The 12,760-nt window shown below is 58.0% G+C and carries 11 protein-coding genes, 4 tRNA genes and 2 pseudogenes; 9 read left to right on the plus strand and 8 right to left on the minus strand.

Features of this window, described 5'->3' with window-relative positions; genetic code table 11:
* The first annotated feature begins 16 nt into the window (after positions 1–16).
* Positions 17–1,165 (plus strand): TDT family transporter, encoded by a 1,149-nt coding sequence (locus RHM60_RS25060; protein WP_322213162.1) that lies wholly within the window; start codon positions 17–19, stop codon positions 1,163–1,165.
* 58 nt (positions 1,166–1,223) lie between these two features.
* On the plus strand, positions 1,224–3,098 hold the full coding sequence (locus tag RHM60_RS25065; protein WP_209980698.1) for an MFS transporter: 1,875 nt from the start codon (positions 1,224–1,226) through the stop codon (positions 3,096–3,098).
* Positions 3,099–3,200: 102 nt separating this feature from the next.
* Here RHM60_RS25065 and sugE read toward each other — a convergent pair whose 3' ends face one another.
* From sugE to rdgC, 3 genes are all read right to left on the minus strand, one after another.
* Complete coding sequence (gene sugE, locus RHM60_RS25070; protein WP_003237114.1) at positions 3,201–3,515, minus strand: quaternary ammonium compound efflux SMR transporter SugE; 315 nt, start codon at positions 3,513–3,515, stop codon at positions 3,201–3,203.
* Positions 3,516–3,622: 107 nt separating this feature from the next.
* Positions 3,623–4,588, minus strand: a complete 966-nt coding sequence (locus tag RHM60_RS25075; protein ID WP_209980700.1) for a bile acid:sodium symporter family protein — start codon at positions 4,586–4,588, stop codon at positions 3,623–3,625.
* A 156-nt stretch (positions 4,589–4,744) separates the two neighbouring features.
* Entirely contained in the window at positions 4,745–5,665 is a 921-nt protein-coding gene (rdgC, locus tag RHM60_RS25080) for a recombination-associated protein RdgC (RefSeq protein ID WP_322213163.1), read from the minus strand.
* A gap of 159 nt (positions 5,666–5,824) precedes the next feature.
* On the opposite strand from rdgC, the gene RHM60_RS25085 reads away from it, so the two are divergent.
* The 5 genes from RHM60_RS25085 to RHM60_RS25105 all read left to right on the plus strand — a co-directional run bounded on the left by RHM60_RS25085 (position 5,825) and on the right by RHM60_RS25105 (position 7,891).
* Positions 5,825–5,900: transfer RNA gene (locus RHM60_RS25085), tRNA-Val, on the plus strand.
* Between the two features lie 19 nt (positions 5,901–5,919).
* Positions 5,920–5,996: transfer RNA gene (locus RHM60_RS25090), tRNA-Asp, on the plus strand.
* A gap of 176 nt (positions 5,997–6,172) precedes the next feature.
* Positions 6,173–6,248: transfer RNA gene (locus tag RHM60_RS25095), tRNA-Val, on the plus strand.
* 19 nt (positions 6,249–6,267) lie between these two features.
* Positions 6,268–6,344 (plus strand) — tRNA-Asp (locus tag RHM60_RS25100).
* 233 nt (positions 6,345–6,577) lie between these two features.
* On the plus strand, positions 6,578–7,891 hold the full coding sequence (locus tag RHM60_RS25105) for a tyrosine-type recombinase/integrase (RefSeq protein ID WP_322213164.1): 1,314 nt from the start codon (positions 6,578–6,580) through the stop codon (positions 7,889–7,891).
* A gap of 955 nt (positions 7,892–8,846) precedes the next feature.
* On the opposite strand, the gene RHM60_RS25110 is transcribed toward RHM60_RS25105, so the two are convergent.
* A protein-coding gene (locus tag RHM60_RS25110; protein ID WP_322212274.1) for an IS3 family transposase occupies positions 8,847–10,009 on the minus strand; the annotation gives its coding sequence in 2 pieces (ribosomal slippage) (positions 8,847–9,757 and positions 9,757–10,009; 1,164 coding nt in all).
* Between the two features lie 131 nt (positions 10,010–10,140).
* Between RHM60_RS25110 and RHM60_RS25115 the strand changes: the two genes are divergently transcribed.
* Positions 10,141–10,590 carry a hypothetical protein gene (locus RHM60_RS25115; protein WP_322213165.1) on the plus strand — a complete coding sequence of 150 codons (450 nt, stop codon included), beginning with the start codon at positions 10,141–10,143 and terminating at the stop codon, positions 10,588–10,590.
* Entirely contained in the window at positions 10,587–10,823 is a 237-nt protein-coding gene (locus RHM60_RS25120; RefSeq protein ID WP_322213166.1) for a hypothetical protein, read from the plus strand. The genes RHM60_RS25115 and RHM60_RS25120 overlap by 4 nt, the downstream gene beginning before the upstream one ends.
* Here RHM60_RS25120 and RHM60_RS25125 read toward each other — a convergent pair.
* From RHM60_RS25125 to RHM60_RS25140, 4 genes and pseudogenes are all read right to left on the minus strand, one after another.
* A pseudogene (locus RHM60_RS25125) lies at positions 10,812–11,495 on the minus strand (conjugal transfer protein TraG N-terminal domain-containing protein); the annotation flags it as partial. The gene RHM60_RS25120 and the pseudogene RHM60_RS25125 sit on opposite strands and share 12 nt — an antisense overlap.
* Positions 11,496–11,516: 21 nt before the next feature.
* Positions 11,517–11,711 (minus strand): annotated as a pseudogene (locus tag RHM60_RS25130) (DUF3438 family protein); the annotation flags it as partial.
* The gene (locus RHM60_RS25135; protein ID WP_322213167.1) at positions 11,708–12,349 is read right to left on the minus strand and encodes a PFL_4703 family integrating conjugative element protein; all 642 of its coding nucleotides are present in this window, start codon (positions 12,347–12,349) and stop codon (positions 11,708–11,710) included. The gene RHM60_RS25135 and the pseudogene RHM60_RS25130, both read right to left, overlap by 4 nt.
* Positions 12,346–12,759 carry a TIGR03750 family conjugal transfer protein gene (locus tag RHM60_RS25140; RefSeq protein WP_046035959.1) on the minus strand — a complete coding sequence of 138 codons (414 nt, stop codon included), beginning with the start codon at positions 12,757–12,759 and terminating at the stop codon, positions 12,346–12,348. The genes RHM60_RS25135 and RHM60_RS25140 overlap by 4 nt, the downstream gene beginning before the upstream one ends.
* Position 12,760: the final 1 nt, after the last annotated feature.

Genomic DNA, 12,760 nt, shown 5'->3' on the forward strand with positions numbered 1-12,760 from the left:
GAAGAGGATCGCCAGCATGACCTGCCCGAATACCATCAGCTACAAGCCGTTCAGCCACCTGACCCGACCCCGGGAAGTGATTCGCCAGTTCACCCCCAACTGGTTCGCCGCCACCATGGGCACCGGCGTGCTCGCGCTGGCCCTGGCCCAATTGCCGGTCAACCTGCCCGCGCTGCGCATGCTGGGTGAAGGGTTATGGCTGTTCACCAGCGGCCTGTTCATCCTGTTCAGCGTGTTGTATGCCGCGCGCTGGGTGATGTTTTTCAACGAGGCGCGGCGCATTTTCGGGCACTCCACGGTGTCGATGTTCTTCGGCACGATCCCCATGGGCCTGGCGACCATTCTCAACGGCCTGCTGGTGTTCGGCCTGCCGCGCTGGGGCGGCGATGTGATCGCGGTGGCCGAAGTCATCTGGTGGCTCGATGTGGCGATGGCCCTGGCCTGCGGCGTATTGATCCCATTCATGATGTTCACCCGCCAGGAGCACAGCATCGACCAGATGACCGCCGTCTGGCTGTTGCCGGTGGTCGCTGCTGAAGTCGCGGCGGCGAGCGGTGGGCTGCTGGCGCCGCACCTGGCGGATGCGCATTCGCAGTGGGTGATGCTGGTGACCAGCTATGTATTGTGGGCGTTTTCCCTGCCGGTGGCGTTCAGCATCCTGACCATCCTGATGCTGCGCATGGCCCTGCACAAATTGCCACACGCGAACATGGCCGCCTCGAGCTGGCTGGCGCTTGGACCCATCGGCACCGGCGCCCTGGGCATGTTGCTGCTGGGTGGCGACGCGCCAGCAATTTTTGCTGCCAACGGCTTGCCCGGGGTCGGCGAGATGGCCAACGGCCTGGGCCTGGTGGCGGGCATCACGCTGTGGGGCTTCGGTTTGTGGTGGATGCTGATTGCCGTGTTGATCACCCTGCGTTACCTGCGCGCCGGTATTCCGTTCAACCTCGGCTGGTGGGGCTTTACCTTTCCATTGGGGGTGTATGCGCTGGCAACGTTGAAGTTGGCGAATCTGCTGCACTTGGGCTTCTTCAGCGTATTTGGCAGCGCACTGGTGGTGGCGTTGGCGCTGATGTGGCTGATCGTGGCCAGGCGTACCGTGCAGGGCGCCTATAAAGGTGAGCTTTTTGTTTCACCTTGCATTGCAGGGTTAGCGAATAAGTAGGCAGAGTTAGGTAAAGTCGTGGCCTGACTCGATAACAGGCCACGCAGGAACACGGACGATGAGCCACCCCTCGCAATTTACCTTGCTGCGCACCCGGCGTTTCCTGCCGTTTTTCATCACCCAGTTGCTGGGCGCATTCAACGACAACATCTTCAAGCAATCGCTGATCCTGGCGATTCTCTACAAGCTGACCCTCGACGGTGATCGCTCGATCTGGGTCAACCTCTGCGCCTTGCTGTTTATCCTGCCGTTCTTCCTGTTCTCGGCACTGGCCGGGCAGTTTGGCGAGAAATTCAACAAGGACGCGTTGATCCGCGCGATCAAGATCGGCGAAATCGTGATCATGACCGTGGGCGCCACTGGCTTTCTGATCAACCACCTTGAATTGATGCTGCTGGCGCTGTTCGCCATGGGCACGCACTCGGCGCTGTTCGGCCCGGTGAAGTATTCGATCATGCCCCAGGCCCTGCACGACGATGAACTGGTGGGCGGCAACGGTCTGGTGGAGATGGGCACCTTCCTCGCCATCCTCGCCGGCACCATTGGTGCGGGCATCATGATGTCATCCGCCCATTACGCACCGTTGGTGGCCACCGCGATTGTTGGCGTGGCGGTGCTGGGCTATCTGGCCAGCCGCAGCATTCCACGGGCGGCGGCGTCCACCCCGCAGTTGCGCCTGGACTGGAACATTTTCACCCAGTCGTGGGCCACCTTGCGCATGGGGCTTGGGCAGACGCCGGCGGTGTCGCGCTCGATCGTCGGTAACTCATGGTTCTGGTTTGTCGGGGCAATCTACCTCACGCAGATCCCGGCCTACGCCAAGGAGTGGCTGTACGGCGACGAAACCGTGGTGACGCTGATCCTCACGGTGTTCTCGGTGGGCATCGCGCTGGGCTCGATGCTCTGCGAAAAACTCTCCGGGCGTAAGGTGGAGATCGGCCTGGTGCCGTTCGGTTCGTTCGGCCTGACGGTGTTCGGCCTGCTGCTGTGGTGGCATTCCGGCGGCTTCCCGCAGAACGTCCAGCCCAACGACTGGCTGGCGGTGCTCGGCTACGGCCAGGCGTGGTGGGTGCTGTTCGATATTCTCGGCCTGGGCGTGTTCGGCGGTTTCTACATCGTGCCGCTGTATGCGCTGATCCAGTCGCGCACTGCCGAAAACGAACGTGCGCGGGTGATTGCCGCCAACAACATTCTCAACGCGTTGTTCATGGTGGTGTCGGCCATCGTGTCGATCCTGCTGCTGAGCGTGGCCAAGCTGTCGATCCCCGAATTGTTCCTGGTGGTGTCGCTGCTCAATATCGCGGTCAACACCTACATCTTCAGGATCGTCCCCGAGTTCACCATGCGTTTCATGATCTGGCTGCTCAGCCATTCCATGTACCGCGTGGAGCATCGCAACCTCGAACAGATCCCGGACGAAGGCGCCGCCTTGCTGGTGTGCAACCATGTGTCGTTTGTCGACGCGCTGTTGATCGGCGGCGCGGTGCGTCGGCCGATCCGGTTCGTGATGTATTACAAGATCTACCGCCTGCCGGTGCTGAACTTCATCTTCCGCACCGCGGGTGCTATCCCGATTGCCGGGCGGCATGAAGATATCCAGATCTATGAACAGGCCTTCACGCGCATTGCGCGGTATCTGCAGGAGGGCGAACTGGTGTGCATCTTCCCCGAGGGCAAGTTGACCGCTGACGGCGCGATGAATGAGTTTCGCGGTGGGCTGACGCGCATTCTCGAGGAGACGCCGGTGCCGGTGATTCCGATGGCGTTGCAGGGGTTGTGGGGCAGCTTTTTCAGCCGTGATCCGCACAAGGGGTTCTTTCATCGCATCTGGTCGCGGGTGGTGCTGGTGGCGGGCGAGCCGGTATCGGTCGAGTCGGCAACGCCTGCGCACTTGCAGGCGGTGGTGGGTGGGTTGCGCGGGAGTATCAGGTAGTTTTGTGTCGGCAGTGAGGGCCTCATCGCAGGCCAGCCAGCTCCCACATTTGAAATGCATTCCACGTGTGGGAGGGGGCTTGCTCCCGATAGCGGCAATGGCTTAGGTGGAGATCTTGAGGCCAATGAGCCCGCAGATAATCAATGCCACACTCGCCAGCCGAAACAGCGCCATGGATTCCCCAAACAGGATAATCCCGGCAATCACCGTGCCCACCGCACCCACTCCGGTCCAGATGGCGTAGGCAGTGCCCAGCGGCAGTTCCTTCATGGCCAGGCCCAGCAAGCCAAGGCTGATGGCCATGGCGGCAATCGTCAGGGCAGTGGGCAGTGGTTTGCTGAAACCGTCGGTGTACTTCAAGCCGACGGCCCAGCCGACTTCAAACAGGCCGGCAAAAAACAGGATGATCCAGGACATGATGACCTCGCTTTCTCAGGCGGGGTCGTCCCCGGATTCGGCGCTTTGACAGCGTCGCGAGGTCGTCCCCGCGAAGCTCGGTAGAGTGCCGAAGATTGATCGAGCGATCAAGTTTGCGGCGCGTCCTCCAGCAGACGACGGTCTTCTTTCTCGCTCATGCGGCGGAAGTAGGTCGACAGCAACGCCCCGGAAATATTGTGCCAGACGCTGAACAACGCGCTCGGTACCGCCGCCAGTGGCGAGAAGTGCGCGCTGGCCAGTGCCGCGCCCAGCCCGGAATTCTGCATGCCCACTTCCAGTGCCAGCGATTTGCGTTGCGCCAACGGCAGCTTGAACACGCGCGCGGTAAAGTAGCCCAGCAGGTAGCCGAAACTGTTGTGCAGTATCACCACGGCCATGATCAGCAGGCCCGACTCGGCGATCTTCGCCTGGCTGGCAGCCACCACTGCGGCGACGATGATCACGATACTGATCACCGACACCAGCGGCAGCACGTCCACCGCATGGCGCACCCGCGCGCCGAGCACGCGTTGCGCCAGCACGCCGAGTATGATCGGCAGCAGCACCACCTGCAGGATCGACCAGAACAGCTCCATGAACGACACCGGCAGCCAGGCCGATGCCAGCAGCCAGATCAGCGCCGGCGTGAGCAGCGGGGCGAGGAGGGTGGTGACGGCGGCAATCGCCACTGACAACGCCAGGTCGCCCCGGGCCAGCCAGGTCATCACGTTGGACGAGGTGCCGCTCGGGCAGCAGCCGACCAGGATCACGCCGACGGCAATTTCCGCTGGCAGGTTGAAGGCCCGGCACAGCAACCAGGCTACGCCCGGCATGATTACAAAATGCGCGACCACGCCCAGGGCGACGCGCCACGGGTGGCGAGCGACCTCGGCGAAGTCTTCGAGTTTGAGGGTCAGCCCCATGCCGAACATCACCAGGCCCAGCAGCGGGACGATGGCGCTTTTCAGGCCGATGAACCAGCCGGGTTCGACGAAGGCGAGCACCGCGAAGATCAACACCCAGTAAGCGAAGGTATTGCCGACGAAGCGGCTCAGTGCGGCGAGTGCGCGCATGGGGATGTCCTTGTTATTGGATTCTTGAAGTGTCAACACACATCAAAGGTGGGAGCGGGTTTGCTCGCGAAAGCGGAGGATCAGTCAGCCAATATATTGACTGGCTCACCGCCTTCGCGAGCAAGCCCGCTCCCACATTTTGATCTTCACATGGCTTTAGATGCCCTGTGGGCTCTCTTCGCCGCCCAACGCTTCGATCAGCGCCGGCAGGAAATCACCGAACGTCAGCATCATCAGGGTAAAGCTGGCGTCGAGTTGACCCAGGGCTTCGTCGCCGCCGTCCTGTTCGGCCTGGTCCTGCAGCAGGTCTTCGAACTTCAGGCGCTTGACGGTCATCTTGTCGTCGAGCATGAACGACAGCTTGTCCTGCCAGGCCAGCGACAACTGGGTCACCACCTTGCCGGTGGTCAGGTGCAGCTGGATCTCTTCGCTGGTCAGGTCCTGGCGCTTGCAGCGCACGATGCCGCCGTCTTCGTGGGTGTCGCGCAGTTCGCACTCGTCGAGCACGAAGAAATCGTTGGCCGGCTTCTGGGTGGTGACCCAGTCGGTCATGATCGCGGTCGGTGCGGTTTTCACCGTGAGCGGGCGTACCGGCAGGGTGCCGATCACTTCGCGCAGGGTCGACAGCAGGTCTTCGGCGCGTTTCGGGCTGGCCGAGTTGACCAGGATCAGGCCCTGTTTCGGCGCGATGGCGGCGAAGGTCGACGAGCGACGAATGAAGGCCCGGGGCAGGAATGCCTGGATGATTTCATCCTTGATCTGATCGCGTTCCTTCTTGTAGACCTTGCGCATCTGCTCGGCCTCGATCTCTTCGACTTTCTCCTTGACCGCATCACGTACCACGCTGCCCGGCAGGATACGTTCTTCCTTGCGCGCAGCGATCAGCAGGAAGTCGCCGCTGACGTGAACCAGAGGCGCGTCCTCACCTTTACCGAAAGGGGCGACGAAACCGTAAGTGGTCAGCTCCTGGCTTGCACACGGGCGCGCCAGTTTGGTGGCCATGGCCGCTTCCAACGCCTCGGCATCAACAGGCAGATCTTGGGTCAGGCGATAGATAAGCAGGTTCTTGAACCACATGGGGTGAGTCTCTCCTCTATACAAAGGAGGGCATTATTCTCTTGATATGGCCGCAGGCCAACCCTGCGTAAGCCATTGGAAGCGCTGAAAAAAAAGATTCAAGAAAGTGCTTGCCAGACCCAGGGTCGCTCCGTAGAATGCGCGCCACACCGAAACGAAGGGTGATTAGCTCAGCTGGGAGAGCATCTGCCTTACAAGCAGAGGGTCGGCGGTTCGATCCCGTCATCACCCACCATTCGCTTCACGTGTTACGCGCAGCGGTAGTTCAGTCGGTTAGAATACCGGCCTGTCACGCCGGGGGTCGCGGGTTCGAGTCCCGTCCGCTGCGCCATATTCGGTTACCTGGAATGCTGAACGCCAGGTCGCCACGGAAAGCTCGCTTAATCGCGGGCTTTTTATTGTCCGAAATATGGCAAACAGTCGTGAATGAATCTTTTTTTAAATAAAGTGCATTTAAATCAAGATATTACGATTTTTTGGTGTATGATGCGCCCACACCGAAACGAAGGGTGATTAGCTCAGCTGGGAGAGCATCTGCCTTACAAGCAGAGGGTCGGCGGTTCGATCCCGTCATCACCCACCATTCGCTTCATGTGTTACGCGCAGCGGTAGTTCAGTCGGTTAGAATACCGGCCTGTCACGCCGGGGGTCGCGGGTTCGAGTCCCGTCCGCTGCGCCATATTTGCTTCCACTAAGGCCTACTGAACGCCTGGAAGCCACGGAAATAGCGGCCTTGAGCCGCTTTTTTCGTTTTCTGAATTCCACTGGAATCCATCTCCAGCCACGGTTTTTAAGTACACATTTAAGTACACCGCTGGCACAGCCTTTTACGATGTCTTGCGCATCAATTTTCGCATTGGTCCGTCTACCGCTGGGTTGTATTCCCCTCCTTGATGCAAAAGGAGGTGTCTGATGGCTCTGACAGATACAGCGATCAAGCAAGCCAAGCCCGCCAGCAAGCCTTATACGTTAACTGATGGGGATGGCTTATCTCTGCAAGTGCCCACGACGGGTTCGAAGCGCTGGCATTTCCGTTTCTATTGGCATGACAAGCAATTGCGTATTTCCCTTGGCATCTATCCCGACGTTAGTCTCAAGGAGGCTCGCCAGCGGAGAGAGGCTGCACGTGCGCTGGTGGCCAACAATATCGATCCCCGCTCACATCGTCGCGCCGAGCGCCAAAAAGCCTCTCACGCCGCCAACAACACCTTTGAAGCGGTTGCTGGTCGCTGGCATGAGTTCCGAAGAAAAAAACTGACGAAAAGTAGGAAGGGCAGTGCAGGACAAGCGAGCAAATACCTGAAGAAGGACATGCTGCCGTGTTTGGGCGATCTTCCGATCTCAGATATTTTTCGGGGTGACGTGCTGGAGGTCATTAGGCGAATTGAGCGCAGAGGGGCGCTGGTCTCTGCTCGAAAGGTACGCACCTGGCTCAACCAGATCTTTCGTTTTGCCATGGCGGAAGGGCTCGTTGATGTGAACCCAGCAGCAGACCTTGATATCGTTGCCGAGACGCCGCGGCCAGTTCGCCATAATCCCTTCCTCCAGATAAATGAACTTCCAGGACTGCTCAGGACCGTCACCCAATATGGGTGTGCAGAAGCGACACGGCTTGGTATTCGTCTGTTGCTGCTGACAGGGGTTCGTACAGGAGAGCTGCGGGCGGCTACGCCAGACCAATTCGACCTCGACAAGGGGATCTGGTTGGTGCCGCCGGAGGGTGTGAAGCAACTCCGGAGTCGTGTTCGAACACAGGGGAATGAGATCCCACCTTATGTGATTCCACTGTCTATCCAAGCAATTACAATTGTGCAGCGGCTAATGCAGTTAAGGGCGCGCGGTGCGCGGTACCTGCTGGTTCACCGATACGAACCGCAGGAAATGATCAGTGAAAATACCCTTAACACCGCGATTAGCCGTATGGGTTACAAAGGAAGGCTCACCGGGCATGGCATCAGGGCCACCATCTCAACGGCGCTCAACGAGGTTGGCTTTGTAGAAGAGTGGATTGAGGCGCAGCTCTCACACGCTGATACCAACCAAATTCGGGCTGCATACAATCATGCGGAATACGTCGAGCCGAGACGTAGGATGATGCAGTATTGGGCGGATTTATTAGATGCGCTAGAGGTCGGCGTTCCGCCGCCTCCGCCCGAAGCATACATGCCGCATACCGGGCGAATTTCAACGGGTTGTCTGAGTGCGCAGTGGGAGTCGGCTGGTTAATAGTATGGGGTGCTAGGGGTCGAGTGTTCGAATCACTCCGTCCCGACCATATTTTTCAATGACTTAGCCCAATCTGAAAAGATTGGGCTTTTTCATGTCTAAAAAATACTCCCACATTTACTCCCACGAATATCTTGGATCTCTGTAGATATGCCACTTGAAAGGCGTTCGACTCTCGTTTCCCCCGGGCAACTCGTATCAGTGCAAGAGTCAGAAGGCGCGAGTAGGTTTGTTAAAGGGTTGCCGATTTGGAGATCGGTTGCGGTTGATGCTGAGTCGCGCCGCGAAGCGTGGTAAGCCGGAAGCCTGTAAATACAGTTAAGGTCGCTCTCTCCAAAGAACTTTTTGACTGGGCTTCAGCAAGGTGGTTTTAGCTCAAAAAACGAGTTATGCCCCATTTTCCTCCCTCATTCGCGCCGAGTGTGCGAGCGATCGCGAATGGTGATTTCTGACGGACTCAAGTATGGCAGTGGCTAGTATTCGGTACGCCTCCTTATACGGGCGAACAACCCGTCTATGGCAAATCTTTGGTCGTTCGGAAGACGATATGGAGATGAGTGGATATCCTAAGTGCGGTCGGTGTGAGTCGGGAGCGTGTCGAGCTTACTCAGCGATGCCTGTGAATTTATCTCACCGATAAAAAAGATCGGTCTAGGGCAATAAAGAAGACAAACCGGCGCTACCATGATGGCAAAGTGTCATTGTTCTATTCGAGCATAGTCAGGTACGACGATTGACGATCCATAGCCAATACGCGCGCGCAATAGATGGCAGCTTGCGTGTACATGTCCCCGTTCGGCTTTATGAGCTAACGCTAAAGCACCACCTACTGGATCAGTTAGGAGGTTTTTCCCATTTGCTCCTTGAAGTGCTCGATACGATGCCCTTTCGTAGGATCGAATGGATGCTGGAACTTATAGGGCGACCTAATCTAGGTTCGATAAACCTGTAGTGGTCAACTAATCCCGGACACGACGTTAAGTTTTTTCTCGGCCTGAGCCGGTGGCAGCCCACCATTAAATTGGTGCGGTCGAATCCAGTTGTACCGGTGCATCAAAAAATGGCTGATATCCTGCTGAGCTTGTTGGACCGTCGCGTAGCCCATGGTCGGTACCCACTCGGTTTTCAGGCTCCTGAACACCCGCTCCATCGGCGCGTTATCCCAACAATTTCCTCGCCGGCTCATGCTTTGACGCATGCGATATCGCCAAAGGCGCTGGCGAAAACTCCGGCTTCCATATTGCGAGCCCTGGTCGGAGTGGAACAGCAAACCCTGAGGCTTCCCTCGCTGCTCGTAAGCCATGTCCAAGGCCTTGATGACCAAGTCGGCATCCGGCTTTCCCGACAACGCCCAACCCACAACACGGCGGGCAAAAAGATCTAGCACAACCGCCAGATACTGCCATTTCCCTTGAGCCCAGATGTAAGTGATATCGCCACACCAGACGTGGTCAGGAGCGGGCACATCAAACTCTCGGTTCAAAATATTAGGGATGTCGGGCCGCTCGACCGTCGCCTTTTTGTAAGCATGCGATCCCGGTTGTTTGCTGACCAACTCCAGCTCGCGCATCAGGCTGCGTACCTTGAATCGCCCGATCTGCTCGCCGTCGTCCTGCATCATGGCCATGATGCTACGGCTACCGGGAGCACTGCGGCCTTGGGTGAACAACTCGCTCACCCGACTGCGCAATCGAAGGCGTTCTACATCCGGTGTGCGGCGCCTGAGACGCCGAGCGTAGTAGCACGAGCGGGTCACTTCAAACACCTTGCACAGCCAATCAACCGGCTCGTGGATGCTCAACTGGTCAATCAGCGCGAACGCTCGAGATCTTCCGACATCAAGAGCGCGGTGGCCTTTTTTAAGATCGATTTTTCCCGCTCAAGGCGAGTAATTCGGGCTTCCAGCTCTTGGATTTTCTGCTGCTCCGGGGTCAGCGCTTTGCTCTGCGGGGTCACGCCCATGCGTTCTTGCTGCACCTGGTCGACCCATCGGCGCAAAGCCGACTCGCCGACACCAAGCGAGCGGCTGGCCTCAATGAAGCTGTAATCCTGCTTGAGAACGAGGTCGGCAGCCTCGCGTTTGAATTCAGGGGAAAAGGTACGGCGTTGTTTGGTCATCTGACACCTCGTTCTGGCGAGCATTCTCGCCTAAATGGGTGTCCGGTTTCATTAGACCACTACAACCACTACACGCCAGCGAAGAGTTGTGAACTCCAAGACTGCGATCCACCTAACGCGAGGTGCTACGTTTGAAGGATTTATTGGCAGTCGATGAGTCAGAGGCGTCGGAAATTACGACTGATTCCAACACGGCTAACCGACCTGCACGTAACCAAGGAAAGGCACCCATCCATCAACCCTCAGCAGAAGCCGAATACGTACCACCTGATTTCAGCGGGAGCCGCCGAACCAGGATTGGCTCGAGTTTCATTGAGCAGTTTGTTGCAGGACATGATGCAAGTGACGTCCTGCGCGAGCTTGTCCAAAACGAATATGACGGCGGCGGAGCTTCACTGACGCTCAACTTCGGAGGCCATTCGCTTGAGGTGGTCGGTACTGGACGAAATATAGAGCGCAATGGGTGGGAGCGGCTCTCTGTGATTGTCGGTACGGGCAATGTGCTGGGCAGCCGGCAAGAAGAGGTCGTGGCGCCGAAAGCAAATGGTATCGGCTCCAAGAATTTCGGATTACGTTCGTGAGCTTTCTGATTGCCAAACTGGCAATGATCGGAGGGCTGCTCTTTGTCAGTGTTTGGATGGTTACTTTCATTGTGATGGTGCTGGCTGTCACTACTTTGCTATGGCTCAGGGTTTTTATTGGTGCCGATCAACAAGAGAAAAACCCAGGGCCAGACTACCTAGGTGCTGACCTCTACATCGGTGAGTTCGACGACAATGGGCATTATATAGGCGACAGCAAGTCATCTAATTGAACGCTTAGCAGCACCCAATATTTGATCCGTACCTTTGCTCGCGGCGTCACTTGCTGCTTTGCTACCATTCGCCAACATGCCTTGAATCCCGCTGCCGACTGAATATCCCGCCCAGCTCATGGCCCCTAGAAACAGCATCGGCAGCACGATGAACATCGCCCCCATCACATACTCGATCACCTGCGCGGTGACAGTCCCATCCATAAACCCGGATGTGGGCAGCGATAACAGCACTTGATTGGACGCCGAGACCTGGTTGTACAAGGTATCGAGCATGCTGGAGTCGACCCAACGAGCCAGTTCCCACCAGAAGCTCAGCATGTGTAAGGTGAACAGCGCGAACGTCACGGTCATGACGGTCTTCAGCTGATAGGTACTGACCAACAGAATCAGCGGCAAGCTGATGATGACGCCCATGATCAGGAAAGCCTGCACCATCGGCAGGGCGGCGCGTAGTGCATTCATCGCCGGGAAGTTGCTGAAGGAACCCAGTGCCAGCCCGGTATTGGTGGCCAGGTTATTGAGCCCCTGATTGATCGAGCCGCCTCGGGCACTGGAGCCATAGTCCTGGTACACCTGTCCGGGCGACATGGACATCGATTGCTGGCGCGGGCTGACCAACTCACGCAGGGTTGCATCCTCGATCTCGTTGCTCGAACGGCCAGTCAGGTACAGCGTGCCTCCGGTTGATTGCACGCGCAGTTTATCCTTCAGAATGGAAGGCACGCCGACACGAACAGCTTCATCGACAAAGACCACGCGTTCCTGATTGATCACCAGTGGGACCGCGAGCGGTAGGCGTTCCCAGTGCATCAGTTCGACGGCCTGCGCTGCAGCGCCCCATAGCATCAGTGTGAGGGTAAGTCCCAGGGTAGAAATCCGCTTCATGGCTCACCTCCAGGCAGGGAGATTTTTTGCGGCGTACCCTGATAGCAATCCAGTGCAAGGCCCCACTTATTGCGTTCAGGGTCCAGATCGAAACGCACCACCCGTAACGGATAACGCACGACCACCCGTTTTACCGGTTCGGCGGCGTAATACTCATCAGCGTTGAGGTCGAGTGTGACCAACCAGCTGTCGCGATCAAGTTGCTTGACCCGCAGTTCCGGATCTTCACTGTAGCCTCGGCCTAGAATTTCGTAGACGCCACGCACCCGTTGATGCAGTTCGCCGGCGGCCTTGCGATACTCGTAGTCGCCTTCGAGGAAGGCCTTGCAGGCAGGTGTCAGGTAGGACTGCAAGCCATAGATGGCGCGGCGATAATCCTGCTCGCCATCCGAGGGCCAGCGGTTGAGTTGGCCAAAGATGTACAGGGCAAAGGCATACACATTCTCTGGAGGAACATCCCACCACTTGCGCGTGCTGCCCGCGCGCAGATCAGGGGGGACATGCACGGTCAGATCGGTCGGTGCTGAGCGCCAGCCATACCATAGTCCGGCGCTGAGTAGAGCGAGCATCACTATCGCCAGACGCAGGCTGAAAATATGGGCCTGTTGGGCATCGACCTTGTTTCGAAATCGACTCATGGCTGCCACCGGGACAGGGCAGGGCGCAGTCGACGCGAACGGCGAACCGTCCAGGCGCCTGAGTGGAGAATCAAGCTTCCGCGTCTCAGGCGCCAGTGGCTGGCGAGTATCCATTCGAGCTTGCGGTACAACCAGGTCTCGGGACGGGCCCGTTTGGCGCGACGCAGTAGTGTGCCCCCGATCAATAACACCACTGTCATGCCTGCGATCATGCTGGTCGGCGCCACGGCAATTGAGGCGGTGACGATCGCCAGAGGAACGCCCACCAGCAGGCCAATGACGGCGCCGGTGCCGAGGGCTACCCACATTTCATCATTGGTTAAACCGCGCAATACGGCTGGATCACGATTGAGTCGCTCTGGCAGAAAGACCAAAGTGCCGTCGGCAAGACGTTCGATAGTGTCGTTCATG

This window comes from Pseudomonas sp. MH9.3 (assembly GCF_034354675.1).
Lineage (GTDB): Bacteria > Pseudomonadota > Gammaproteobacteria > Pseudomonadales > Pseudomonadaceae > Aquipseudomonas.

What these genes read in the sequence shown, in the direction of transcription:
- RHM60_RS25060 (WP_322213162.1), top strand. Translation starts at nt 17, where the DNA reads ATGACCTGCCCGAATACCATCAGCTACAAGCCGTTCAGCCACCTGACC.
- RHM60_RS25065 (WP_209980698.1), top strand. Translation starts at nt 1,224, where the DNA reads ATGAGCCACCCCTCGCAATTTACCTTGCTGCGCACCCGGCGTTTCCTG.
- sugE (WP_003237114.1), bottom strand. Translation starts at nt 3,515, where the DNA reads ATGTCCTGGATCATCCTGTTTTTTGCCGGCCTGTTTGAAGTCGGCTGG.
- RHM60_RS25075 (WP_209980700.1), bottom strand. Translation starts at nt 4,588, where the DNA reads ATGCGCGCACTCGCCGCACTGAGCCGCTTCGTCGGCAATACCTTCGCT.
- rdgC (WP_322213163.1), bottom strand. Translation starts at nt 5,665, where the DNA reads ATGTGGTTCAAGAACCTGCTTATCTATCGCCTGACCCAAGATCTGCCT.
- RHM60_RS25105 (WP_322213164.1), top strand. Translation starts at nt 6,578, where the DNA reads ATGGCTCTGACAGATACAGCGATCAAGCAAGCCAAGCCCGCCAGCAAG.
- RHM60_RS25135 (WP_322213167.1), bottom strand. Translation starts at nt 12,349, where the DNA reads ATGAGTCGATTTCGAAACAAGGTCGATGCCCAACAGGCCCATATTTTC.
- RHM60_RS25140 (WP_046035959.1), bottom strand. Translation starts at nt 12,759, where the DNA reads ATGAACGACACTATCGAACGTCTTGCCGACGGCACTTTGGTCTTTCTG.